Origin of the sequence: Snuella lapsa (assembly GCF_039539345.1) — a bacterium.
Classification (GTDB): Bacteria; Bacteroidota; Bacteroidia; order Flavobacteriales; family Flavobacteriaceae; genus Snuella; species Snuella lapsa.
In genome coordinates this window covers 38,889-64,579 of sequence record NZ_BAABCY010000032.1, presented here as the reverse complement: position 1 = coordinate 64,579, position 25,691 = coordinate 38,889, and the positions used below count along the sequence as shown (strand labels likewise).

Annotated in this window: 29 protein-coding genes; 18 read left to right on the top strand and 11 right to left on the bottom strand. The window is 34.3% G+C overall.

Annotation, left to right across the window (positions count from 1 at the left end):
- Positions 1-2: 2 nt before the first annotated feature.
- From ABD792_RS05285 to ABD792_RS05245, 9 genes are all read right to left on the bottom strand, one after another.
- Positions 3-590, bottom strand: coding sequence for a CDP-alcohol phosphatidyltransferase family protein (locus ABD792_RS05285; RefSeq protein WP_345004784.1), 588 nt, complete (start codon positions 588-590; stop codon positions 3-5).
- Between the two features lie 2 nt (positions 591-592).
- Positions 593-1,513, bottom strand: coding sequence for a mechanosensitive ion channel family protein (locus tag ABD792_RS05280; protein WP_345004783.1), 921 nt, complete (start codon positions 1,511-1,513; stop codon positions 593-595).
- 10 nt (positions 1,514-1,523) lie between these two features.
- Positions 1,524-1,820, bottom strand: a complete 297-nt coding sequence (locus ABD792_RS05275; RefSeq protein ID WP_345004782.1) for a chaperone modulator CbpM — start codon at positions 1,818-1,820, stop codon at positions 1,524-1,526.
- Positions 1,821-1,822: 2 nt separating this feature from the next.
- Positions 1,823-2,725: a DnaJ C-terminal domain-containing protein gene (locus ABD792_RS05270; protein WP_345004781.1), complete on the bottom strand. Its 903-nt coding sequence runs from the start codon at positions 2,723-2,725 to the stop codon at positions 1,823-1,825.
- Positions 2,726-2,842: 117 nt separating this feature from the next.
- Positions 2,843-3,517: an ABC transporter ATP-binding protein gene (locus ABD792_RS05265; protein WP_345004780.1), complete on the bottom strand. Its 675-nt coding sequence runs from the start codon at positions 3,515-3,517 to the stop codon at positions 2,843-2,845.
- Entirely contained in the window at positions 3,517-4,779 is a 1,263-nt protein-coding gene (locus ABD792_RS05260) for an ABC transporter permease (protein ID WP_345004779.1), read from the bottom strand. Before ABD792_RS05260 ends, ABD792_RS05265 begins: the two co-directional genes overlap by 1 nt.
- Entirely contained in the window at positions 4,776-5,861 is a 1,086-nt protein-coding gene (locus ABD792_RS05255; RefSeq protein ID WP_345004778.1) for an efflux RND transporter periplasmic adaptor subunit, read from the bottom strand. Before ABD792_RS05255 ends, ABD792_RS05260 begins: the two co-directional genes overlap by 4 nt.
- A 16-nt stretch (positions 5,862-5,877) precedes the next feature.
- Entirely contained in the window at positions 5,878-6,177 is a 300-nt protein-coding gene (trxA, locus tag ABD792_RS05250; RefSeq protein WP_345004776.1) for a thioredoxin, read from the bottom strand.
- Between the two features lie 252 nt (positions 6,178-6,429).
- Positions 6,430-6,915 (bottom strand): hypothetical protein, encoded by a 486-nt coding sequence (locus ABD792_RS05245; RefSeq protein WP_345004775.1) that lies wholly within the window; start codon positions 6,913-6,915, stop codon positions 6,430-6,432.
- Positions 6,916-6,965: 50 nt separating this feature from the next.
- Here ABD792_RS05245 and ABD792_RS05240 point away from each other — a divergent pair, with 50 nt between their 5' ends.
- The 12 genes from ABD792_RS05240 to ABD792_RS05185 all read left to right on the top strand — a co-directional run bounded on the left by ABD792_RS05240 (position 6,966) and on the right by ABD792_RS05185 (position 18,394).
- The gene (locus tag ABD792_RS05240) at positions 6,966-8,849 is read left to right on the top strand and encodes a PAS domain-containing sensor histidine kinase (RefSeq protein ID WP_345004774.1); all 1,884 of its coding nucleotides are present in this window, start codon (positions 6,966-6,968) and stop codon (positions 8,847-8,849) included.
- Positions 8,846-9,907: a response regulator gene (locus ABD792_RS05235; RefSeq protein WP_345004773.1), complete on the top strand. Its 1,062-nt coding sequence runs from the start codon at positions 8,846-8,848 to the stop codon at positions 9,905-9,907. Before ABD792_RS05240 ends, ABD792_RS05235 begins: the two co-directional genes overlap by 4 nt.
- A 73-nt stretch (positions 9,908-9,980) precedes the next feature.
- On the top strand, positions 9,981-10,829 hold the full coding sequence (locus ABD792_RS05230; protein WP_345004772.1) for a universal stress protein: 849 nt from the start codon (positions 9,981-9,983) through the stop codon (positions 10,827-10,829).
- Between the two features lie 101 nt (positions 10,830-10,930).
- Positions 10,931-11,779: a universal stress protein gene (locus tag ABD792_RS05225; RefSeq protein ID WP_345004771.1), complete on the top strand. Its 849-nt coding sequence runs from the start codon at positions 10,931-10,933 to the stop codon at positions 11,777-11,779.
- A 24-nt stretch (positions 11,780-11,803) separates the two neighbouring features.
- Entirely contained in the window at positions 11,804-12,649 is an 846-nt protein-coding gene (locus ABD792_RS05220; protein ID WP_345004770.1) for a universal stress protein, read from the top strand.
- 9 nt (positions 12,650-12,658) lie between these two features.
- Positions 12,659-13,489 (top strand): universal stress protein, encoded by an 831-nt coding sequence (locus tag ABD792_RS05215; RefSeq protein WP_345004769.1) that lies wholly within the window; start codon positions 12,659-12,661, stop codon positions 13,487-13,489.
- A gap of 68 nt (positions 13,490-13,557) precedes the next feature.
- On the top strand, positions 13,558-14,397 hold the full coding sequence (locus ABD792_RS05210; RefSeq protein WP_345004768.1) for a restriction endonuclease: 840 nt from the start codon (positions 13,558-13,560) through the stop codon (positions 14,395-14,397).
- Between the two features lie 6 nt (positions 14,398-14,403).
- Positions 14,404-15,777 carry an MBL fold metallo-hydrolase RNA specificity domain-containing protein gene (locus ABD792_RS05205; RefSeq protein ID WP_345004767.1) on the top strand — a complete coding sequence of 458 codons (1,374 nt, stop codon included), beginning with the start codon at positions 14,404-14,406 and terminating at the stop codon, positions 15,775-15,777.
- 153 nt (positions 15,778-15,930) lie between these two features.
- A complete protein-coding gene (locus tag ABD792_RS05200; protein ID WP_345004766.1) occupies positions 15,931-16,380 on the top strand; it encodes an Hsp20/alpha crystallin family protein in 450 nt (149 codons plus the stop codon).
- A gap of 154 nt (positions 16,381-16,534) precedes the next feature.
- The gene (locus ABD792_RS05195; protein WP_345004765.1) at positions 16,535-16,978 is read left to right on the top strand and encodes a hypothetical protein; all 444 of its coding nucleotides are present in this window, start codon (positions 16,535-16,537) and stop codon (positions 16,976-16,978) included.
- 17 nt (positions 16,979-16,995) lie between these two features.
- The gene (locus ABD792_RS05190) at positions 16,996-17,628 is read left to right on the top strand and encodes a hypothetical protein (RefSeq protein WP_345004764.1); all 633 of its coding nucleotides are present in this window, start codon (positions 16,996-16,998) and stop codon (positions 17,626-17,628) included.
- Between the two features lie 37 nt (positions 17,629-17,665).
- Positions 17,666-18,394, top strand: coding sequence for a sulfite exporter TauE/SafE family protein (locus tag ABD792_RS05185; protein ID WP_345004763.1), 729 nt, complete (start codon positions 17,666-17,668; stop codon positions 18,392-18,394).
- A 38-nt stretch (positions 18,395-18,432) separates the two neighbouring features.
- Here ABD792_RS05185 and ygiD read toward each other — a convergent pair whose 3' ends face one another.
- Together ygiD and ABD792_RS05175 are read right to left on the bottom strand one after the other, a co-directional pair.
- Entirely contained in the window at positions 18,433-19,260 is an 828-nt protein-coding gene (gene ygiD / locus ABD792_RS05180) for a 4,5-DOPA-extradiol-dioxygenase (RefSeq protein WP_345004762.1), read from the bottom strand.
- 20 nt (positions 19,261-19,280) lie between these two features.
- Complete coding sequence (locus ABD792_RS05175; RefSeq protein WP_345004761.1) at positions 19,281-19,790, bottom strand: OsmC family protein; 510 nt, start codon at positions 19,788-19,790, stop codon at positions 19,281-19,283.
- A 213-nt stretch (positions 19,791-20,003) separates the two neighbouring features.
- On the opposite strand from ABD792_RS05175, the gene ABD792_RS05170 reads away from it, so the two are divergent.
- The 6 genes from ABD792_RS05170 (at position 20,004) to ABD792_RS05145 (ending at position 25,681) form a co-directional block, all read left to right on the top strand.
- Complete coding sequence (locus ABD792_RS05170) at positions 20,004-20,396, top strand: hypothetical protein (protein WP_345004760.1); 393 nt, start codon at positions 20,004-20,006, stop codon at positions 20,394-20,396.
- Between the two features lie 4 nt (positions 20,397-20,400).
- Positions 20,401-22,905 (top strand): DUF4132 domain-containing protein, encoded by a 2,505-nt coding sequence (locus tag ABD792_RS05165; RefSeq protein WP_345004759.1) that lies wholly within the window; start codon positions 20,401-20,403, stop codon positions 22,903-22,905.
- 113 nt (positions 22,906-23,018) lie between these two features.
- Positions 23,019-23,804 carry a hypothetical protein gene (locus ABD792_RS05160; RefSeq protein WP_345004757.1) on the top strand — a complete coding sequence of 262 codons (786 nt, stop codon included), beginning with the start codon at positions 23,019-23,021 and terminating at the stop codon, positions 23,802-23,804.
- Entirely contained in the window at positions 23,804-24,253 is a 450-nt protein-coding gene (locus ABD792_RS05155) for an SMI1/KNR4 family protein (RefSeq protein ID WP_345004756.1), read from the top strand. The genes ABD792_RS05160 and ABD792_RS05155 overlap by 1 nt, the downstream gene beginning before the upstream one ends.
- Before the next feature lies 1 nt (position 24,254).
- Complete coding sequence (locus tag ABD792_RS05150) at positions 24,255-24,746, top strand: hypothetical protein (RefSeq protein WP_345004755.1); 492 nt, start codon at positions 24,255-24,257, stop codon at positions 24,744-24,746.
- A gap of 2 nt (positions 24,747-24,748) precedes the next feature.
- Complete coding sequence (locus ABD792_RS05145) at positions 24,749-25,681, top strand: tetratricopeptide repeat protein (RefSeq protein WP_345004754.1); 933 nt, start codon at positions 24,749-24,751, stop codon at positions 25,679-25,681.
- The last annotated feature ends 10 nt before the right edge of the window (positions 25,682-25,691 follow it).

Here is a 25,691-nt window from a genome sequence, read left to right as displayed (position 1 = left end):
TTTTAGTGTGATTTTTGTTGGTGTTTGTTTTTGATGGCCCAATAAATCCCTTTTACATCCGAGGCCCAATCTTTATACATAAAAATAAGCATGATTTCTTCAAATGTTTCCAGAAGTCCTATACCAATCATAAGATAGAATAGGATGTATTCTGGAGTAAAGAACAATGCATATAAAATAAAGACACTTTGTATAATAGCCGATAGTTTTGCTAAATAGGTGTGAAAAGCAGTGGCTTTGCCATATTTAGCGTATGCAATTAACATTTGTATAATATAGGGTACAAAAGCAATAAGAATAATGGTATAGTTGGTTTTAATAAAACCTGTTTCAAAATAAAGCAAGCCCACAAGTCCAATAATTAAAGTAATTTGATCGCCAAATGAGTCCAGTTGAGAGCCTCTGGGACTGCATATATTAAGTTTTCGAGCTAAATACCCATCAATGGCATCGGTTGTATAGCTTATTAATAAAAACCAAGAGAAGATTAATCGCAGCTCAAACCAAATAAATAGTAATAAAAATGGTGCAGCTACTATGCGGTAAAAAGAAAACCAATCGGCTATATTAAAGTTTTTGAAGGTAAGCATGTTTAAGTGGAATTTTTGCCCTTTACGTCTATTTCTAATTTTGGTATTTTGATGAGTTCTAAGGTAGAGGACGCTAATTGTACACTGCCATTTGTTTGTTTGATGGCATTTCTAATAGTGTCGTGTAAAAGATGTTTTGTAAACCGTCTTTTTTTGAAGTCAACAATGTATCTTAAGTTAAATTGAATCCAGTTATCATTTAGTGTGATGGCAAGAGTTGGATCTACTTGAGCATCTTCAATATAGAATTTATTAACAACCTCTTTCCATTGTGCTTTCGATTTAGAAGTATAATCTGAAAGGATATCAATTGCAATTTTAATAATTATTGATTTTGCCTGTTCGATATCTGAACCGTACCGAATAGGTAGGTTTAGTTCATCCCAAATAAATGGAAAATCTTGCGAATAGTTATAAATAGGACCTTTAAAGACAAAGGCATTGCTCAGTTTTACAATACGACCACTATAATTATCGCTGCTAACCCATTGTCCTATTTCCATCATGGTCGTATAAATACTATCTACATCGATAACATCTCCCTTAATGCCGTTAATTTCAATCCTGTCTCCGGGTTTGTAGACTTTCACCAGGAAAATGTATAAGGAGCCGGCTATACTAAGAATGAGCTCCTGGAGCGTAAAGGCCATACCCGCAGTAACCAAACCCAGAAGTAACGTGAAATCTTTAATCGATCCCGTAAAATATACCACGGATAGCGTGATAAGCAGGATGTATCCCAATATTTCGATGCCTTTCTGGGATTTATAACGTAAAGCTGTATCTGGAATGTTTTTCTTTAATTGTTTTCTGGAAAACTTAATCAGCACCAGAATAATTACGGCTAAACTTATAAATTTAAAGATATTCCATAGTAGCGAGTGTGTTGCTATCCATTGCCTTATTTGTTCTAAATCGTTCATTCTAAATAGTTTAAAAATCTTCGTAGAGTCGTAACTTATTATGAAGGGTGTTAATTTCTTGCTTTAGGGCATCGACCTGTTTTAACAGGTTATAAATAGCATCAATACCAGCAAAATTGATATCCAGATCATAATGCAAGCGCATCATTTTTTCAACTTCGTTTATTTGGGTAAGATGTATGTAATGCTCTTCTTTAACGATAATAATTTCAATTAAATCGTAGTCTTGCAATGCACTAATAAACTTTTTCGGGACGTTGTAATGCAAACAAAATTGTTGTATGGAAATTAAGTTTTGAGTGTCCATGATTATCTGAGTTTTGATAATTCTTTAAATAATGTCTTTTCCTTTTCATTAAGTTTTTCAGGTAATTTTATGGTGAATGTGATGTATAGATCACCAAACTGTCCCTCTTTTTTATATTTGGGAAAGCCTTTACCTTTAAGTTTAATTTGTGCGCCATTTTTAGTTTCTGGTTTGATGTTGAGTTTTACTTTGCCATCAAAGGTGTTTACCATAAGTTCTCCTCCTAATATGGCTTTATATAGATCCAGATCGACTGTGGTATACAGGTTGTCCCGATCTCTTTTAAATTTTGAGGTATTAGTGATGGCAAACTGGATGTACAGATCACCGTTTGGGCCACCATTTAGGCCTTTTCCTCCATGACCTTTAATTTTTATAACTTGTCCATTTTCTACCCCAGCTGGAATGGTAATACGAATGTTTTTATTGTTTACCGTTAAGGTGCGTTTATGGGTTGAATAAACATCTTTTAGGTCGAGTTGCAATTCGGCATTGAAATCTTGTCCCCTAAATTTTACACTACTACCAGATCTTGGGTCTCTGGCATGACCAAACATGTTTTCAAAGAATTCTGAAAAATCGTTTTCTGAGAAATCACCGGAACCTTGATAGTATGTTTGTTGTCCCTGCCCCTGCCTTTGTTTTTGCTGTTGCTGTTTGGCGGCTTCGTAGGCCTCGGCATGTTGCCAATGCTCGCCGTAAGCATCATACTTTTTCCTGTTTTCCGGGTTGCTCAGAACTTCATTGGCTTCGTTAATCTCTTTAAACTTTTTTTCGGCCGCTTTATCATTTGGATTGAGGTCCGGATGGTATTTACGGGCTAATTTCCGATAGGCTTTTTTAATGTCGGCTTCGGTAGCATTTTTTGAAATACCTAATATTTTATAGTAATCTATAAATGCCATAGATGTGTTTTTTTAAGGTTAACGCATCGATACTATTTAAAAGTAGGTTAATTTATTTAAAGCATAAATGATAAATATCAATCATATGTCGGATCGCTTTAATTAAAAAAGAAGCCTTTAACGCAGGATCCGGCCATCTTCCATAGTAATGATCCTATGGGTTCTATTAGCAAAATCCTCATCGTGTGTAACGATAAGTAATGATAAGCCCTGTTCTTCACTCAACTGTTTAAAGATATTGAATACGTTTTCAGAATTATAACTATCTAAATTTCCAGTAGGCTCATCCCCCATAATAATGGAAGGGTTATTAATAAGTGCTCTGGCAATGGCAATGCGTTGCTTCTCTCCTCCCGAAACACGAGATGCCTTCTTTTTTGCCAAGTGTTCTATATTGAGCATTTTAAGTTTGTTAAAGGCATCATGTTCAATTTCTTGATAAGATCGTTCTCCTAATTTTTTAGCAGGTAACATAACGTTCTCCAATACCGAGAATTCTGATAAAAGGTAATGGAATTGAAAGACAAATCCAATATGTTTGTTTCTAATGTATGAGAGGTGGTCTCTGGATTGTCCCGTAATTAAGCGATTATTTAATAAAAGTTCCCCATCGTATTCGGTGTCCATTGTAGAAAGAATATAAAGTAGCGTCGATTTGCCACAACCCGATTTACCCATGATGGAAGTAAACTCTCCTTTGTTAATTTTAAAGCTTATGTCTTTAAGCACATGAAAAGATACGGGTTTCCTAAAGTATTTGTTAATATGCTTGGCTTCTAAAATAGTACTCATTACTGACCTCTTATAATTTTTACGGGATCTATTTTCTTTGCTTTTTTGGCAGGTAAATATCCTGCTAAGAAGGTAGATAGCATGGCAAATACAAATCCAATGAGAAAAAATACCGGTTTTAAATTAACCGGAAATGTTTTTATGGTTGGAAGTGCTTCCGTATTAAATGGAATATTATCAATGATGTTAACTAATATAAGTCCAATAAGTAGTCCCAGGACGCCTCCGACAAGGCCAATGATCATGGCTTGACTCATAAAGATGTGTTGGACGTCTTTGCCAGAAAAACCAGTAGCCTTTAATATGGCAATGTCGTTCATTTTTTCATAAATGAGCATGTTTAAAATATTATAGATGCCAAAGCCCGCAACGATAAGCAAAGTAATAGAAACCGCATAGGTTATCAGGTTTCTTATAGAGGAACCTGTTTCAAACTGGGCGTTGGCTGTTTTAATGTCTATGGCTTTAAGTTGGAATTGCTGCTCAATGTTTTTGGACAAGGTTTCAGCTTTGTCGATATCATAAAGTTTTACATTTATATCGGTAATGTAATTTTCGGGTTCACCTAAAATACGTTGTACCGTTTTTAGGTTTGCAAAACTTTGTATAGCATCAATATCTGCTATCCCACTTTGATAGAGGCCAATTATTTTAAGAGGGAATATGTCTCCTTTAATAGTGCTTACCTGTACGCGGTCGCCTACCGATAAAGACATCTTTTTTGCAATGCCTGCACCTAGTAGTATACCATTGTCGTTGTTGTAAAGCATTTCGGGAGATCCCTGTACAATATAATCTTTAAAATTGAATAACCTGGTTTCATCCAAGACGTTTATGCCATTGAGATTACCCCCTAGTTCTATGGATCCAGCTATATAGAATATTTGTGTTTTAATTTGAGGTAGGGCACCCCGTACGTTTGTGTCTTTATTTAAATAATGTATAATGGGTAGGGCATTGTGTATTTTTTTCTGAATTAGTTTTGGTTTTACCGAGTGTATTATATTAAAACTGTTTTTAAAGGCCTCGTATTGCTCGATGGGTTGCTCTTTTGAAGGTTCAATTTCGTTGTAGATATGGATGTGTGGGGTTTGGTTTAGTATAAGATCATCTAACATTTTGTTAAGTCCAGTCATAAAACAAACCAATGTAATGTAAGCACCAATGCCAAAAGTAACACCAAGGGCAGCGGTTGCAGTTTGCTTTATTTTTGTGAGCAAGTGCGTTTTTGCAATGTTTAATGTAACTTTCCAGTTAGTCATTGTTTGGGTTTATATATGTAGGTGTCTTTAGTTATGCCGGAGCTTATCTCTATAAATTCTAGATTTTGTGCACCAGTGGTTATGGTTACCAAACCATAGTCTGTTTCAACTTTATTGTTGTCAATCAGGTATGTTTTGGGAATGGTAAGAACCTTGTCTTTTTTTTCAATAATGATGTTAGCTTCACCAGAAAGCCCTGGATAAACAACCTTAGGAGCATTATCGAAAATGGCCTCTACTTTAAAGGTTTGGTTACGTATATCCTTTTTCGGATATATTTTTGAAACGCTTGCAGTAAATGTTTCGTTAGGATAAGCATCTAAACTTATAATTGCTTCTTGGTTTGCAGAAACGCGTACAATATCTACTTCGTCAACCAACATTTCAATGACAAAGTTGTTTGTGCTACCTATGGCGCCTAATGGTTCCATGGTATTAACAAGTTCACCTGGTTCTTTATATAGGGCGTATACTTTGCCTTTTATTTTACTTTTTATAGTAAAGTCGTTGGTGGTTATTAATGTTGTTCGATAATTGTTTTCCGCTTGTTTTAAGGCTGTTAGCAATTCATTTTTTGTTCGGTTGTATTTGTTTTCAATAGCTTTTAGAGTGTTTGTAGAGAGTTCATAATTTAGCTTTTTATTGTCATACTCTGCTTTCGATCCGATGTTTTGCTGCCATAGGGTTGCTTGTCGAAAGTAGTTAATGGAATCGTTATTGTGCTTCAGTTGAGCTGCGGCCATATCATCTTGTATACTGCGTAAAACAGCATCTTTACCGTTGTAATTTTCCCTGGCCAACTGTAATGCTAATCTGGCGTTTTCTGTGTTTAGTTTAGGAGTGTTATTAATGATTTGAATGATAGCTTCGTCTTTAGAAACTACTGTGCCTTCTTCTGCTAGGTTCTTGTCCAGAATACCCGAAACAACAGCGTAGATTTGGTACAGACTGTCCGGCTGTATAGTAGCGGAGGCGTATACAGATTCGGTTAATGTCGTTTCCTTAGGAAGTATTTTATCCACACTGGTATTGCAGGAAACAAAAGTAAGAAGCATACTTATAAGTACTGTTCGCTTTATCATAGAGCTGTGCTTTTGTTTATGAATGAGATCTTATAATTGCTATAATATCATTTTTTTGAAGTACGCCCGATTGCCTCCAAAGTTGTTGGCCATTTTTAAATAATAGCATGGTGGGGACACCACGTACCTGATATTTGGTGGCCAAGGCTTGGTTTTTGTCAACATCAATTTTAATGATCTTTACAGAGGTGCCTAATTCATCTTTTACCTGTTTTAAAATAGGGGCTAGCATTTTACAAGGCTCGCACCAGTCTGCAAAGAAGTCTATGAGAACTGGTTGGTTGGAATTTATAATGGTCTCAAAGCTACTTTTCATTGTTTATAGTATTAGGGTATTTATATGTTTTTATGAGTATCCATTATTAGTAATAATTTGCATGCTGTCATTTAGAACGGAGCGTGGCGAAGAATCTTTAAATTATATAAGATTGTTTAAGAGATTCCTCCAAAGCCTGTTTTGAGCATGTCGGAACATAGTATGACAAAGCTCTGTTTTTACTTTATGTCACATAACGGATATTCAATATTTTTTTGTCCAAAGCGATTTATAAATGTAATGGTTTTTAGCTTACTTCTTTAATTCCATATCAAGTTTGGCCAGTAAAATGAGTTCCGATTTGTTAATTCCTGAAAACGAAGCAGCAATAGCACTTGCTGTTCTAATTATTAATTTATTTACGGCATCTGTAAATAAATGCTTTTGTTCATTTTTATAGGCTATAAAATCGTTAAAGTATTTTTCAATGCTAAGCTCTGTTTCATGGGTGTTGAGCCAGTCAAAAACAATTTCTATCTGATAGGCAGCATCGGAGCCAAAGGCATCATTAATGTCGTCGACCTCAAGCCACTGATTTTTTACAAGCTCTTTCAGCGTTTCAAATTCCTTGGTTTCCACAACCCGATCTGCTGCTGCAATGGCATAAAATAACTTTCCAAGGTTTTGGTAAAACTGTAATGTCATGTTCTTGATAGCATTCATTTTACTAAACATTAATTGATGTAATAAAGGTACATACAAACCATTGTATGGTATATGATATTGGTCAGTTCTCATACGTTCAAGTATCTTTTTTTTCGTACTTTTAATGGGCTCATGTATTAAGTATGACCAAAGCAGAAAAAGAAATATTTGATGTGCTTTTAGAAGCGGTTTATGAGGGGGTTATTATAGTGAATAACCATCAGGAGATCGTGCGGGTTAATGCATCTGCCAATCGTTTTTTTGGGTATTCTGATGGGGAACTAGAAGGAAAGTCTCTTAATATTCTTATTCCGGAAACCTATCATGCTTCTCATCATGTTTATTTCAATGCATTTATTGAAAAACAGGTGTCTCGTAAAATGGGAGAAGCAATGGTTGATGTTTATGGAATGCATAAAACAGGTGATATATTCCCTATTGAAGTGGAGTTGCATCCCATTAATATGGACGGGGCTAGGCTTATAATGGCTTTGGTTAAAGATATTTCCTCAAAAAAAGAGATAGAGAGGAGTTTGATGCTAAGGAATATGGCATTGCAATCTGCAAGTAATGGGATCCTTATAACAGATGCCTTAAAACCCGATAATCCGATAATATATTGCAATACTGCTTTCCAGGAACTTACTGGTTATTCTCAAGAAGAGGTGTTAAATAAAAATTGTCGGTTTTTACAAGGGACCGATACCAAGCAAGATGTTCTAGGAACGTTGAGAGAAGCCATTAAAAATGGCGAAAGCTGTCAGGTTACATTGCGCAATTATAAAAAGGACGGGACTATGTTCTGGAACCGCTTATTTATTACTCCAATAACGAATAATAATGGTGAAGTAACGAATTTTATAGGTATTCAAAACGATGTAACGCTTCAGAGAAAAACCGAAGACGAACGGCTTCATTTAGCGACTATTTTAAATGAATCCTTAAACGAAATATACGTTTTTGATGCCAGGACATTACACTTTTTAAATGTGAATTATGGTGCGCAAAGGAATATCGGTTTTACGATGGAAGCTTTAAAAGATATGACTCCTATAGATTTAAAACCGGAGTATACCGAAGAGGCATTTAGAAAGACTATAGCGCCACTGCTTAGTAAGGAAGAAGATAAGTTAGAGTTTGAGACAATTCATAAACGTAAGGATGGATCAACCTATCCCGTAGAAGTGCATTTACAAGTATCCTATTTAGGTGATAGAGCTGTTTTTGTTGCCATTATTTTGGATATCACCGAACGAAAAAGTTACTTGATGAAATTGGAGAATACTGTACATAAAAGAACAAAGCAGTTACAGGAAGCACTTAGTAAAGAAAAAGAAATAAACGAGCTTAAAACCAAATTTTTGTCGTTGGTTTCGCATGAGTTTAAAACACCTTTAAGTGGTATTTTAACTTCAGCTACTTTGTTAGGCAAGTACAAATTGGAGGAAGAACAAGAAAGGCGAGACAGGCATATTGGTATTATAACGGACAAAGTACATTATTTAAATAGTATTTTAAATGACTTTTTATCTATTGAAAAACTGGAAACAGGTAAGGTAAATTATAAATTCAGTGATTTTAAATTGAGTAAAGTGGTTAATGAAGTTGTTTATAGTTGTAACATGCTACTCAAAGAAGGACAGAAAATAAATTATCCCCAAAACATCGATGAGTTTTCTTTATACCAAGACGAAAAGATTATAGAACTTATATTATTTAACCTGGTGTATAATGCTTTGAAGTATTCGCCTGAGCATTCGGTTATAGATATCGAAATAAAACAGGATAAAAGTCAAACAACATTTAAGGTAGAAGACCAAGGTGTAGGTATTCCAGTAGCTGAGCAAAAGAATATTTTTCAGCGCTATTTTAGGGCAGAAAATGTGCTTAATATTCAAGGTACGGGTATCGGACTTAGTATAGTGAAAGATCATCTGGAAAACTTGAAAGGAACAATCTCCTTTAAAAGTATAGAGCATAAAGGGACAACATTTATTGTGACCATTCCTAACAAAGCAATATTATGAAAAGCATATTATTGATAGAAGACGATGTGGTTTTAAGAGAAAACACCGTTGAATTATTTGAGCTCAACAATTATAAGGTTATAGCAGTTGCTAATGGAAAAATAGGGGTATCGGCAGCATTGAAATACTTCCCAGATCTTATAATTTGTGATATTATGATGCCAGAGTTGGACGGCTATGGTGTATTACAGACCCTTTCTAAAAACAAGAAAACCCAACACATTCCTTTTATTTTTCTTTCGGCCAAAACAGAACACGCTGATGTAAGAAGAGGTATGGATATGGGAGCCGATGATTATATAACCAAACCTTTTAGTGAAGAAGAACTTATTAGTGCTATTAAAAGCAGGTTAGCAAAGGCGGCTATTTTAAAAGATTTGAGAAGCAAAACCCCAGAGCCAATACAGGAGGAAAGTACCGAAATAAAGGTGTTTGACGATTTAATAAAAGTATTTGAGGATAATGGACAACACTTCGACGTTCGAAAGGATGAGGTCATTTATAGAGAAGGGAATAATTCTAATTATATCTATTTAGTTAAAAAGGGGCTTGTAAAATCTTATAAATTGGATGAGCAGGGTAAAGAATTGATTACTGCTCTATACAAAGAAAATGATATATTTGGGTTTACTTCGCTTACAGAAAGTGTGCCCTATAAGGAAACAGCAGAGACTTTAAAAGTAACAGAACTCACGGGGATTTCTAAAACCGATCTTATGTCACTTTTGAGTGACAATTACAAGGTAACTTTAGAATTTATACAGCTGCTCACAGAAAACCTTTCCGGGCTAAAAGAACAACTGTTGCATATGGCTTATGGTTCGGTAAATAAGAAAACAGCAGCCACTATTTTACAATTTGCAAAGAAAATGAATCCAAGCTCAGAAGATCCAATAAAGATATCCCGTAGTGATTTAGCAAGTGTGGCAGGTATCGCTACCGAAACCTTGATACGTACCATGACCCATTTTAAAAAGCAGGGGATTATTGAAATAGAAGGGCGTAATATCAAGATTTTGGACATCAAAAAGCTTCAAAGTATTTGCTGGCAAGTTTAAGAACCAAATCTGATGAATATCATTTTGTTTCAATAGATGTAGCACTACTTTTAATGAATAAAAGTGCTATTAGGTGAAAAATATTTTATTGCCAACAGATTTTTCGGATAATTCGTGGAATGCCATAAAATATGCTCTGAATTTTTTTGAAAATAATGAGTGTAACTTTTATTTACTCCATGTTAACCGTTTAAACAATATTATAACGGAAGAAGATGACTATATCCAAACGCCAGAGGTTATAGAGGCAATATATACCAAGCCAGCTAAGAACAAGTTACGAAACATTTTAAAACGTATCTCATTAGAATGCTCTTCTAACAAATCATATAAATTTTATGCACAAACCGATCATGATTTTTTTATAGATTCGATTCGTAAGCATGTCGATGAAAATCGCATAGACTTGATTGTTATGGGGACAAAAGGCGCTTCCGGTTTACCAAAAATAATTGCAGGGAGCAACACAGGTGATGTAATAACAAAAGTGCGGTGTACAACATTGGTTGTACCAGAGAATGCCACTTTTACGAGGCCTAAAGAGGTAGCTTTTCCGACCGATTTTCATTTGTTTTACCATATTGATACCTTACAACCCGTTCTCGATATTTTAGAACGTTATAAGGCAACCTTGCGGATAGTTCACGTTAGTAAAAGACATTCGGAGTTAAATAGCGATCAGGAAAACACTAAAGAATTATTGAAAGATTACTTTAGTTATTATGACTTTAGCTTTCATTTTTTAACCAATAAAAAAATAGAGGATGCCATTCAGTGTTTTGTAGAAAGTAGAGGTGTTAATATGGTGGTTATGGTGGCAAAAAACCTAAACTATTTTCAACAGATCCTATTCCATTCAAATGTAGAAAACATCAGTTACCACACAGATATTCCTTTTTTGGTACTGCATGAAAGGCATTGAAAGAACAAACAATTCGATTTTGAATGGCTGATGCCTATCTGACAAATATCATTGTTTTTAGAATATAGCTTATTTAATTTTAAAAGAATAATAGTATAGTCATGAGAAAAGTATTGATCCCTACCGATTTTTCAGATAATGCGATGAACGCATTGGTCTATGCTATGCAATTGTTCAAGTACCAAATCAGTGAGTTTTATATAGTGCATGCCTATCAAGATGAAATTTATGAAGACGAATCACTACTAACCCGGGATAATTTACCAGTAGTAACAAAAAAAGTATCCAATAAATCTAAAGAGCGACTCCAAGAATTAATAGCGAACATGAGTGCCCACGCTACGAACCCTAAACATACGTTTCATGGTGTTTCGTCAAATGACCTACTAGTTGATCTCATTGATGGTATAGTGGAAGCACAAAATATTGATATCATTGTGATGGCAACCAGAGGTAAAACAAATAATAAAAAAATAACCTTTGGTAGTTATACACTACAAATTTTAAGATATGTACAATGCCCAGTTTTGGTTATTCCCCAACATTATAAGTATCAACAACCAGAGCATATCCTTTTTCCGACCAATTACATGATTCCGTACAAAAGAAGAGAATTAAAGTTGCTGTGTGAAATGGCTTCTCCGTTTAGGGCAGCCATTGATGTACTCTATATTTCCAAAAGCAGTAAGCTTTCTTTACGACAAGAAGATAATAAGAGATTTATAAAGGAAGAACTTTATAAAAATGAAGTACATTTTAAGGTTGTAAAAAGTAGAAATATAAAACATGCTATTTATGAGTATATTAAGGGAAATAATATAGATATGTTGGTTATGGTTAATACCAGACATTCTTTCTTAGAAAATATACTTAATGAATCCATTATAGATACATTGAGCTTGAATTTAAACATGCCGTTTTTGGCATTACAAAACACAAAAAGAGATTAAAACACTAACTTAAAGAATAATGTCATGAAAAAGATATTGCTTCCCACCGATTTTTCTGAAAATTCCTGGAATGCCATAGCTTATGCGTTACAGTTTTTTAAACATGATATTTGTCGATTTTATTTGTTAAATACCTATACGCCTGTAGTATACCATGTTGAATATGTGCTGGCTAATCCAGCTCAATATGGTTTGGGGGATGCTGTAAGAGAAGCCTCCTTAGAAGCGTTAAGTGCGTTGGAAAATAAAATTAATGAAACATTTCGCAACGCCAATCACAGTTTTGAGAGCATTTCAGCATTTAACACCTTAATACCAGAAATTAAGGATATTGTTAGCGAAAAGAATATTAATTATATAGTAATGGGAACTACAGGGGCAACTGGGGCTAAAGAAGTATTGTTTGGCTCCAATACTGTACATGTTTTTAAGAATATGACCTGTCCTGTATTAGCAATACCTAAGGATTTTACTTTTGAACATCCGCAGGATATCTTATTCCCAACAGACTATGAAATAGATTATGATGAACGTCAACTACAGCCCATAATTGAGACTGCGAGTTTGTATGGCTCTAAAGTTCATGTTTTAAACGTGTCGTATGGTTATGACCTGTCCGACAATCAAAAAAGCAATAAACAAAAGCTGGAAAGTTTAATAAAAAAAGTGCCTCATGTGTTTCATAGTGTAAGTAACCAAACGGTACAAGAGGCCATTGCTAATTTTCAATTAAGTACAAGGGTTAATTTATTAACCATGATTAATAATAAGCATTCTTTTTTTGAGAATATATTCTTTAAATCAAAAATAAATCAAATAGGATTTCATCTAAAAGTCCCGTTTTTAGTAATCCCTTCAAAAAACAAATAAATTTAAGTTATGGAACGACACATTTTATTACCAACCGATTTCTCAGATAATTCCTGGAGCGCTGCTGTTTATGTTATGAAACTTTATGCAGATGAAGTCTGTACCTTCTATTTTTTAAATTCAACAGCCATTAAGATGCCTACCATGTACGATCTGTCTAACAAGCTAGCAAAAACAGTTAACGATGCTGCTTTGAAGGAGTTAGAAGATTTAAAGGATCTGGCAGAAAAGACCAATACCAATGCAAACCATGACTTTAAGATTATTTTAAGCACTAAAACGCTAAAGGATGCTATAGATATGGCTGTTGCAAAATACCATATCGATTTGATTGTTATGGGAACTAAAGGATCATCTGGGGTAAAGGAGATTTTCTTTGGGAGCAATACGGTAAATATTATTAAGGCTATGCGGATTTGCCCTGTTTTAATTGTGCCCGAAGCTTACGAATTTTTAATACCTAAGCAAATAGCATTCCCTACAGACTTTACTCGGTTTTATAGTGACAAAGAGATAGATCCACTAAAACAATTGGCCGATTTGTACAATTCTAAGATTAGGATAGTACATATTAATGTTGAAGAGAAGCTAAGTGAGGTACAAACCTATAACCTGAGTAAACTAAAAGGTTATTTAGAGGATTGCGACCATAGTTTTCACTGGATGCCCAAATATGCAAAGAAAGCCGAAGAAATTAATGACTTTATAGAGGAATTGGACATAGAAATTCTAGTCATGCTTAATTACAAGCACGGTTTTATTGAAAATATTGTAAAAGAAGCTGTTATTGAAAAAATTGGCTTTCATCTAAAAATACCTTTCTTGGTGATTCCAGAATAGGGTGTAGCGCCATAGTTTCGTAACTTTTTAAGGTACGTGTTAAGTTTGTAAAAAGGATTGAATGTCCTATGAAAGCAAAAACTATAGATATCATAAAATCTTCTGGGGAGAAAGTAAAGTTTTCATTGGAAAAGTTACGGCGGTCCTTAAGGTATTCTGGAGCCGATAACGAAACAGTATCAAAGATTATAGACGTGGTTCGCGATGAATTGTATCATGGCATTTCAACAAAAGAAATTTATAATAGAGCCTATGCTTTGCTTAAGAGTAAAAAAAGTTATCTGGCTTCTAAGTATAAACTAAAAAGGGCAATTTACGAATTGGGGCCAACAGGATTTCCCTTTGAACGGTTTATAGGAGCTATTTTAAAATACTCAGGATACGAAGTTGAGATAGGAAGCATTTTAAAGGGAGTATGTGTTTCTCATGAAATAGATGTTATAGCCCAAAAAAACAACGAGTCTATTTTAGTGGAGTGTAAATTTCATGGCGAACAAGGGCTTAATTGTAATGTTAAGATACCATTGTACATTCATAGCAGGTATAACGATGTGAAAGCCAATTGGGAAGTTATAACAAACAAAGGCAAATTAACCCAGGGATGGGTTGTAACGAACACCCGATTTACCAAAGATGCGATAGCCTATGGCACATGCGCAAATTTGTATTTACTAAGTTGGGATTATCCCAAAGATAATGGTTTAAAAGATAGAATAGATAGGTTGGGACTCTATCCTATTACAGTTTCAACCTTGTTAACCAATAATGAGAAGCAGTTTTTGTTAAGTAGGGGTGTTGTGTTGTTTAGAGAATTGGTAGACAATGCTTTTTATTTAGATCATTTAGGTCTGTCTGATGTAAGAAAGGATAAAGTGCTGGGTGAAATAAAAATGCTGTGCCACAAATGATAGGATATGGATGCGCATGTGAAAGTTCATTTTTTAGGAGCGTCGGGGACAGTTACTGGATCAAAATTTCTTATAGAAACTTCTGAAAAGAACATCCTGATCGATTGCGGGATGTTTCAGGGGCTTAAGGAGCTAAGACAGTTAAACTGGGAGCGTCTTCCAATTGATGTTCCAGCTGTTGATGTGGTGTTGTTAACTCATGGACACCTGGATCATGTAGGCTATTTACCTCGATTAATCCAACAAGGCTTTGAGGGAGCAATTATTGGAACAGCTCCTACTTTGTCTATTGCAGAAATTATTTTAAGGGACAGTGCTAAGATATATGCCGAGGAAGCCAAAAAGGCTAATCAGGAAGGATATACAAAACATGATCCAGCATTGCCTTTGTTTACTGCATATGATGTTGAAAAAACACTAAGCCTTTTTCAGGAGGGGGTTGTAGATAAATGGATGGTCTTGTCTGAAAATATTTCGTGCCGTTTTAAGCTTAATGGGCATATTATCGGGGCTACTTTTATAGAATTGGATATTAAGGGCAAGCGTTTTGTCTTTTCAGGAGATATTGGAAGAAATAATGACTATTTACTTGATGCCCCTAAAAGACCAGAATGGGCAGATTATATATTTATTGAAAGTACCTACGGTAATAAACTGCACCCCAAAGAAAATGTCGAAGCGGTACTGGCTCATATAATTAATGAAACGTTTCATAAACATGGTAATTTGGTAATCCCAAGTTTTGCGGTAGAGCGTTTACAGACCTTAATGTATATCCTTTGGAAACTGTATAAAAAGAATAAAATACCTAATGTGCCTGTCTTTGTTGACAGCCCGATGGGGAATAACGTACTGGAAGTATTTAATAGGTTTACAAAGTGGCATAAACTTTCTGATGCCGATTATAGAAGCATGTACAGCCATGTTAATATTATTGAATCGTATAAAGAAACCTGGGAAACGGTTGACGACAAGCGTTCTAAAATAGTTATAGCAGGCAGCGGTATGGTTACGGGCGGACGGGTGTTAACCTATTTACAGCAACTTATAGACGATCCCTTAACAACAGTTTTGTTGGTGGGTTATCAGGCCGAAGGAACACGAGGACATCAATTGTTGTCTGGAGTACACGAAATTAAGTTTTATGGGAAATATTATCCTGTGAAAGCAAGTGTTAAAAGTATTGAGAGTTTATCTGCTCATGCCGATCAACAAGAACTTATAAATTGGCTTGCCCTTATTAAAAACATTCCGGAGAAAGTTTTTTTGGTTCACGGTGAGCCTGAAGCACTCAATGCTTTTAGGGTAAAAATTAGGGACACATTCCATTGGCAGGTGTTAATTCCTAAATTGTATGAAGTGGTAACACTGACAGTTTAGTTGGGAAAAAGAACCGATTCCATAAATTTTAAAAATTACAGAAGCCATTATTTTTAATTAAAATGCAAGTGTCTGATATATATCATTGTACAAACCAATTTCAATAGATACATTAGGTGCAGGAAATCAAGTTTAACTTAAAATATATGACCAATGACACTTATTAAATTTAACAATCGAAACAGATTATTCCCTTGGAGTAATAGTGGCTTGAAGAGCTTTTTGAGTTCTGATGATTTTTTTAACGACGATTTCTTCGTAGAAGACAGTTTAATGCCCGAAATGAATATAAAAGAGCACGAAAATGATTTCGAGGTTGAATTCGCCGCTCCTGGTTTTTCTAAAAAAGATTTTGAAATAACCATTAACGATAGCATGCTAAGCGTTAGTGCAGAAAAGCAACATGAAACTGAAGAAAAAGAAGAAGACTATATCCGTAAGGAGTTTAGTTACGATGCTTTTAAAAGATCATTAAGGTTGCCAGATAATGTTGATCCCGAAAACAAAGTTAATGCGACTTACAAGAATGGTATTTTAAGATTAAATCTTTTAAAGAAAAAAGAAAGACAGGCACCTCCAAAAAAGGTGATCGAAGTAATTTGATCTTAACGGTATTCAAATTATTTAAAAACTAAATGGATGAAGCAGAAAGTAATGTCGGCTCCGATAAAGACATTGTTTTCTGCTTCTTTGGTTAGTTAAGAAAGTTAGAACAAATATTATAAATACTAATTAAGGACTATAAAATTTAAAACCAATGAAAACAATAAACGATAATGCCAAGTACGAAGTATGGTTAAATGCAGAGGTTATGCATAATGCTTCACGAGAATGGCTATCCGAACTTAATTTCGTGAACGACGAACAGTTGTTCTTTGATGATTTGGTGGTTTCCTATACCTTACAACTTATAGATTCCAAACATTATAAGGATAGCAAAGAGCTAATAGATAGGTTAAGCGCTTTACAGCTTGAAACCAAAACATTAATAGGGGCTGTTAAAAAGCATGAAAAGGAACTGGAAGTAATGGTAGATGGTATTGATCAACCAGAGGAAGAAGTACGGTATAAAGAAGCACACAGGGCTCTTATTTTGGAGATGGGTGATTTTATGAAACGTTACAAAACGTTGAAAAAAAGTTTATTTGCCCTTATTAAGAATATTATAAAAGAGGGTAAGCAAAAGCGCTTACTTCAATAGCATGTTTAAAAATCTTAATGATGAAATTTCTAGTGGGGCTTATGGTTTGTTCGTTGGGGTTGTCGTGTTCATCAGCAAAGCTGACCGATCATTGGCGAAACTTGGAGTACAAAACAATTAGCCCCAAAAGAGTTTTGGTTATAGGTGTAACACCTAATTTAGAGGCGCGAAAGGCGTTTGAATTTCAATTGGCAAATGCTCTTAATGCATACAAAATTAATACAATGCAAAGTGTTGTTGCATTTGAAAGTGTATTTCATGATGCAAAGCGAACAGAAGCGGAAATTAAAGCTCAGGTTGACACCTTACTCTCGGTTGGGTACGATACAGTATTGATGTCGGCAGTTAAGGGGGTTAATGAAAAAGCATCGTATAGTAGTAAGTCGGCAAAAACAGACTATCGCTTAAGAAAATTTATAGGGTATTATTTACTATACCAAGAAGCCCTTTTTAATCAGGATTACTATACGCGATATAAGGTGTATACTATCGAAACCTCACTTTATCATTTAGAGAAAGTAGGAAGATCTAATTTGGTATGGACGGGATTTTATGATCTTGTTGATCCAACAGATATGAAAGAAACCATAGATTTATATGTTAAGGCCGTAATTAAGGCCTTAGAAAAGGAACATATTATTGAAAAATGAATCGCTATAAAAACAACCCCTCTAACTGGTATTCCATATGCTCTTAAAATATCTTCCGGTTTTTGTTATACTGTCGCTATTAGCAGAGGTGTTAGGAACTGTTGGAGGCTTTGGTTCTTCAGTTTTTTTTGTGCCTATTGCTAACTTTTTTTTCGATTTTCAATCTGTTTTAGGAATTACGGCATTATACCATTTATCGAGTAATATGTCTAAAATTGTTTTGTTTAGAAAAGGTTTTGACAAGAAAATTGTGTTGACTTTAGGTATTCCTGCTGTTGTGTTTGTTTCTGTTGGAGCTTACTTTAGTAAGTTTTTAGACCCTAAAATATTAACCTATATATTGGGAGGTTTTTTGATAGGGTTGAGTTTATTGTTTCTAATGTTTAGGGAGTTAGCTGTTAAGCCAAAAGCGAAAAATGCTATGATTGGAGGAGCCTTGTCCGGATTAAGTGCAGGTTTGCTAGGGACTGGTGGTGCTATTAGAGGAATTACTTTAGCGGCCTTTAAGATTGAGAAAGATAAATTTATAGCAACATCGGCCATTATAGATTTTGGCGTAGATTTTAGCCGTTCTATTATTTATTATTTTAATGGGTATATGCATAAACGCGATTTGTATCTCATTCCTATTTTAATTGTAGTAAGTATTTTGGGTACTTGGATTGGTAAAAGAATATTAAATAATATTTCTCAAGAACAATTTAGGAGTTTTGTATTGGTTCTTATTTTAATAGTTGGTTTTATAAGTGTCGTTTCCAATGTTTAGGCGAACTACCTAACAGCCTTTAAGGGATAACAATGTGTTTATGATAGCTTTACTGAGGTCATAGACAAAGACCCACCTACGGGTTGGTCATTAAAGAGGGTGATTTCATCTTGATTTTCTTTTAGTGCTAAGGTATATAATAAAGGCAAATAATGTTCTGGTGTAGGAATGGCAAGCTCAAAGGCTTTGCCCTGTGCTTTATAGTCGATGAGGCTGTTGAAGTCTTCTTTTAGTATAAAATCTTTCATCTTTTCGTTTGCCTCTATAGCCCAGTCGAAAGCAAAAGGTGTTCCCGATAATTTATGCCAGGCTACGAGCCCTAAGTTGTGAACAGTGTTGCCGCTACCCACTATCAGAAGACCTTTTTTTCGGAGTATTGATAGTTCTTTGGCGAGTTCAAAATGGTATTGCGCGGGTTTGGTGCGATCCAAGCTCAACTGAATAACAGGTACATCTGCTTCAGGATACAGGTGTTTTATTACGCTCCATGCACCGTGATCTAATCCCCAGTGCGTATCGAGTCCAACCGTTGTTTTTTTGATAAGCTGCTTGGTCTGCTTTGCTAGTTCTGGACTCCCGGGAGCAGGGTATTGTACCTCAAAAAGTGCTCTGGGAAAACCGCCAAAGTCATGAATAGTTCTAGGGTTTTCCATAGCCGTTACATGGGTGCCTTTGGTCTCCCAATGGGCAGAAATACATACAATGGCTTTGGGTTTGGGTATGGATTTGCTTACATTTCTAAAACCTTCTACAAATTCGTTTTCTTCGATAGCATTCATAGGGCTACCATGTCCCAAGAATAAAGCGGGCATTTTGGAGGTATGTTCCAGAAAATCAGATAGCTTATGTAATACGTTTAAGGACATAACTTGTGGTTAAAGATGCCTTAATGTAATTTACTATAAGAGGACTGGACCTGAACCCCTTTTGTTAAGGTTTGATAGACTACACAGTAGCGTTCTGTTAATTTGGCCAGACTTTGCATTTGCTCTTCGGTAGCGTCACAATCCAAAACAAAGGAAAGGCGAATGCTTTCAAAACCAACAGAAGCCTCTTTGGAAACTCCCAGAGTACCGCGAAAATCCAGATCGCCTTCAGCCTTAACCTGTCCGTTACGAATGGAAATGCCAATGGCCGTTGCAACTGCTTGCAGTGTAACACCGGCGCAAGCAACTAGGGCTTCAAGAAGCAGATCGCCAGAACAGGCTAACATGCCATTCCCTCCGGTAGCTGGGTGCAATCCAGCTTCTACCAAGGCACGTCCAGTATCAACTTTACAAGAAATGCCAGTACCTATATTGCCCTCTGCTTTTAAGGTTATTTTAGCCGTTTGTGGCTGTTCCCGGTATTTTTCTTTTAACGGGGCTTGTAGTTTTCTTAGAGCTTCTGAATTCATATCTAGTAAGCAAAGTTAGATTTAATCAATAATGTTAACTTGTAATAAAGATAAAGAAATAGTCTGTGATGTACTAGGGAAAGACAGAGAAGATGTGGGTTAAAAAAAGGGAAGTATTACATACTTAGTGTATCTATGGAAACCTTCAGGTGAGTTTGTCTGATATTTCATATAATTTTATTAGATTAGTAAAGTTGAAAATTCCATATACTAATGACAACAATTACAATAAAAGATCAAACTGCTTCAGGAAACATTCTCAATGAAATTAGAATTAAAGTTGAAAATGAACGAACTACCTTAAAGGACATCATTACTGCCCGTGTTCTATCTGAAGTTAACTCCTATAACGAGAATAAACCAGATATCTTTAAAGGATTAATCCAACCAAGTGATACTGAGAGAACATTAAATGGGTTCAGGGTAAAGAAAAATAAGAACATTGATGCAGAACAGCAAGTTTATGTGGCGTTAGATGCTTTTCTTAAGAATGGGTATTTTGTAATTGTTGATGATGAACAAATAACGGATTATGACCAAGAAATACTTGTGAGTCCTGAGACTGAAATAAGTTTCTTGAAATTAACACCATTAGTAGGAGGTTAAGAGTATGAGTAATTTTTTTAAAAGGCTTTTTAGTTCTGATAACAAGGAATCTCAAAAGCCAGCTATCATTAACAATGAAGCTAATTCATTTTTGAATACGCTTGTAAAAGAAGCTTTAGAAACTAAAGAGGGATATTCGGCAAAGCTTAGCAATCTTGAACACTATAAAACTCTCAAAAAAAGACCTGAGACCTTTAAAAAAGAATTAATTCATTTATTGGTTCATTACAAAAACATTAGCTATAGTGATAAATGGCACAGGGAATCTTATTATGTTAAGGATGTGTTTTCAAAGTTACTAAGTCTATTAGTCCGTTCAAAAGACATAGATTTTAACGAAGATGAATTATTACAATTAAGTATTGAACTTTCAGCTAGAAAGAAAAGCTATTTTTACACTTCGGATTGGCCAATAATTCCCTTTTTGAGTAGGATTGAAAAAAAGGTTCAAGCCATCACACTTACCCCAAAATTAAAACAAAGTCTTACCAATATTCAAAGACTGGTTACTCATCGACGAAATCTTTATGCTGATGAAATCAAAGTTTTAAACAAAATCAAGCTTATTAAAGAAGATCCAAAAGAGTTTACAGTTAGCGGAAGTGACGCATTAGGAAAAGTAATATTGGATACACTAAAATCTTTCAATGGGGAGACTAGAACAAATTTTGTTAATCTATTAAAGCATTTTTCAAAAGGAAAAGAAAAAAGTACACCAACAAATGTATGGTTAAAAGAAACTGAAACCCTAATTAAATCCATCAACAGAACTTCCTTTTTAACCGAAAATCTCATTTCATGGAATGAGGTTCTAATTCAACTTTTAAAAGTAATCCATAGGGATAAAGCATATGAATTTACCTTTGTAACTGATGAAAATTTACAATTACTCCGCTCCGCAATATGGACAAGCCCTCTTTTAAATGATGATAACTTAAATCAATCTATTGAGGAATTGGGCTTATGGAGTTTCAAAAAATTACCAGGTTATGGAGCTGTAAGTGTGAAATTAGGTAATGCCTGTATTTATGCCTTTTCTAAATTGCCGTATAGAGATGGTGTTTCTAGGCTAACTAAGTTTAGGATGAAGATTAAATACCCTTCAGTACAATCCCTTATAACGAAGGCTATTGTTAGAGTCGCCGAGGCTGAAGGTAAAACTATGGATGAAATAGAAGAGCTGGCGGTTCAAGATTTCGATTTAAATGATGATTTCGAAATAATCAAAGCATTTGGCCCATATAAAGGTATTATCAAAATAATAGATACCAATACGGTTTCTTTACTATGGGAAAACGATAAAGGAAAACAAATAAAAACTATTCCAAAACATGTAAAAGATAATTTCCCCGAAGATTTAAAAGATTTTAAAAAGCAAGCTAAGGATATTCAGTCCAATTTGAGCGCACAAAAAAATAGGATTGAAAAAATATTTTTGAGTAAACGAGAATGGGAATTCAACCAATGGAAAGAATTGTATTTAGATAATAAAGTTCTAGCTTTTTTCGGAACAAAACTCATTTGGAATTTTAAAACTGATACAAAAACTACAAGTGCAATATATTGTAATAATAAGTTTGTTAGTCCTCAAGGTGCAATAGATTTAAATTTCAATAAGTCTAAAGTAGAGTTATGGCATCCAGTAAAAGTCACCATTGGAGAAGTCCAACAATGGCGAGAGTGGTTAATTGAAAACCAAGTTAAGCAACCGTTTAAGCAAGCACATCGTGAAGTTTATATCGTTACCGATGCAGAAAGGGCAACAAACTCTTACTCTAATAGGTTTGCAGCGCATATTATTAGACAACATATTTTTAATGCTCTCTGTAGAGAAAGGGGATGGCGTTATCAACTTCAGGGGCAATGGGATTCTTTCAACACCCCTACCTTAACCATTCCTGCATGGAAGTATAAAGTAGAATTCTGGACAGAAACAGATGGGGTGCATGACTTAGCAAATGAAATAGGAGTGCTTAATTACCTACAAACCGACCAAGTTCGTTTTTATGATGAGTTTAATCAAGTTAATATGGTAGATGTCCCTGCGATAGTTTTTTCTGAAGCTATGCGAGATGTCGATTTGTTTGTTGGAGTTACTAGTATAGGTGCTGACCCAAATTGGCAAGATAGAGGTGAAGAAAGATTTCGTGGATACTGGAATAGTTTTTCTTTTGGCGAGCTTACTATAAGTGGAACACAACGAAAAGATTTGCTTGAAACTTTAATACCCAAACTACAAATAAAAGACCATTGCAGCTTTGAAGGCAATTTCCTTGTGGTTAAAGGTAAATTGAGAATTTATAAAATTCATATGGGAAGTGGTAATATTTTAATGAAACCCAATGACCAATATTTATGTATTGTGGCTGATAGAAAGAAAGAACAAAATGTGTTTTTACCATTTGAAGGGGATGCAACACTATCAATAATTCTCAGCAAAGCTTTTATGTTGGCAAGTGATGATAAAATCAAGGATAGAACAATAACGAATCAGATAGAAAGGCGGTAAATAGTGAAAAAGTAAGTGTTTTTGTTATGTCCGTTGGTGTTCGGTTCTGAAGAAGAAAAGAGTTGTTTTAAAGCAGGCTAATGAGATCTAAAAATAAACATAAATTATAGCATTTGGATAATATTGAGATATTCTTGTTTATAGGGCTTACGGTTGTGGTTATTGCTTTAATCTATTGGATGTTTAGTAGAACTCCAGAAGAAAGAGAGTATGACAGAAAACTTAAAGAGAGTTTAAAAGATGAGTTTATAATTGATCCAGAAACAGGAGCAAAATTAACTTTGGAACAAGCTGAGTCTGGTCATTGGATAGCTCATGATAATGAGTTTAAAACAGTATCAGAGACAGAGTTGGATAAATTGCCGTCTGAAGGAGAGAAACAGGTTCAGATAGCTTTAAATTATTTAAGAGAAAGTAAGAGTTGTAGGAGAGCCAAGTTTTCTGAAGAACAACTAGGTATTATAGAAGAAACAAAGACTTTAAATTACTACGATGATTGGTCATACTCAGATTTATACAAGTTTGAGAATGGCTTTGTTTTTCTTCCGTCTGTTGAGTTAAATTTGGCTGGACATTATAGGGAATCTCATTTAATGTTTTGGGTAAAAATAAGTTCAATTAATGGTCATTACTATTTTAGGGAGAAGTCATCATCCGAAAAAATCTTTGACCTCTTAAGGAATGATGATGAAATCAAGTCAGACCGATATGAATGCTTTACTTTAAAAAAGAGCCACGCAATTATTCATATAAAACGAATTCTAGAAATTTTTGAAGAGGAAAAAGGCTTGGAGGTTGAAATTATTAATGATAACCTATTCATAAAAACGCTTAAACTTGTTTCCTTAGAAGATATTATTAGAGTTGAAAAAGTAGTAAATAATATAGTTAAGGCCTAATGGAAATTTTTGAAGAATTTATTAATAAATACAATAGAAATGAAAGTTTGGTTAAAGCAACTGATTTAGAGCTTAATGATTTGGAAAGTGAATTTAATATTGTGCTTCCAAATGATTATAAACTATTTATTAAAAGCTATGGTGATGTTTGGACTCCAAGTATATTAGATATTATAGTTGATAATGACTTAGAGTTGAATGACATACAAGATTTTTGGAGCATTGAAAAGATTATATATGACAAGAAGAATGAATGGACATCCCAACTGTCAACAGATTTAATTCCTTTTGCTTCTGATTGTATGGGAAGCATTTTCGGGTTTTTAACGTCAAACTTAAAGCAAAAGAACGAGAACAGTTCTGTATATTTTTTTGACCATGATTTAAATACTGTTGAGAAAATATCTAATTCGTTTACGGATTGGATATATAGATTTAATAAATTATAAAATGAAGAAGATACCTAACCAAGCTAAAATAATTAGTGTAATTACCTCTATTTTAATATTTGCTTATATGAGTTTTAACCCTTTTATATTGCAAACATTTTTTAAAAGAAAAATTGGGGAGTTTGACTATTTCCTTGGGTTTAGGACTAACCACTTCGATTTTTTACTATTGTCTTTAATTCCAATAGCTGCTCTAGTTTTTAACTCCAAAAGAAAAGAGTTTACATTGAAAAAAATAATAATTGACAACATAATTATTATCGTTTCAGTACTAATAACATTAGAAATTGGTTATTATTTAATGAGTTTTATTGGCAAACCTGATAACCCTTTGATACCCGAATATTTGGTTTCAGAACCTTTTGATAGTTATTCTTTACTTGCAATAATGACGGGCATTTGTATTCCAATTTTATTTAGAGAATTAAAGTCATTAAATGATTCAAGAAATAAGATAACAGAGGAAATTAACCAAATCGGAAAAGAAAATTAAACATGACCAATGACGAATTCTTCAATTTCTTAGATTTAAAAAGGTTTTTAAACCATTCTTTTTTTCTAAATCCGCTTAAGGAAAATTATACGGATTATTTATTTCAGTTACTTGATAGAGCTGTTGATGAGTGGGAAAATGGAGAAACTGAGTTAGCGGTTCAATTATGTGATGAGTTTACTGGCCAAGTCAAAGATATTTATATTGGAGAGTTTCTTAAACTAGCTATTCAGCTAAAGGAAATTGATGTAGAAGAAAAGCTATCTGCTTTTGAAAATATTAACCCAGATATATTTAAAACTAAATTAGAGTTAGTTCTTTTCCATTTTTTTAAAGCATGCCTATACTTTGTAAACTATGATATTGATGAAGCTAGGAAAGAATGTGAAAAAGTGATAAGCCTAGAAAACTCACTATATTATGCTTACTACATTAAAGCTCAATGTTATGCTCTAAGAGAGTTACACCATCTTGCAATTCCAGCTTACATAACAAGTCTAAAAGGCAACTATAGAGTAGACGAAATTAAAGCAAATTTGGCTTATAGTTATTTAAGAAATAAGGATAACTGGAAAGCGTTGAGGTTACACAAAAAGATTGTCGATAAATTTCCTGAAAACTATAAAGTCCAATACAACACAGGGCTATGCTACAAAAGATTCAAGAAATATAGAAAAGCAATTAAATATTTCGATAGGGCTTTAAAAATACATCAATCGACTCCAAGCTTTTATTTAACAAGAGGGAGAATATTAATGAAAATTAAAGAGCATGAAAAGGCTCAAAACGATTTATTGATTGCAGCAAGCAACAATGTGCCACTAGCTGAAGATTTACTTAAGATAAATGAGTTAGTAATTTCTAGGAACATTAGTTCAAGAAAGGCAGAAAATAGAGTGAGGGATTTATTAAAAAGGGTAGTTAACAGAAGTTGAAAGATAAAAT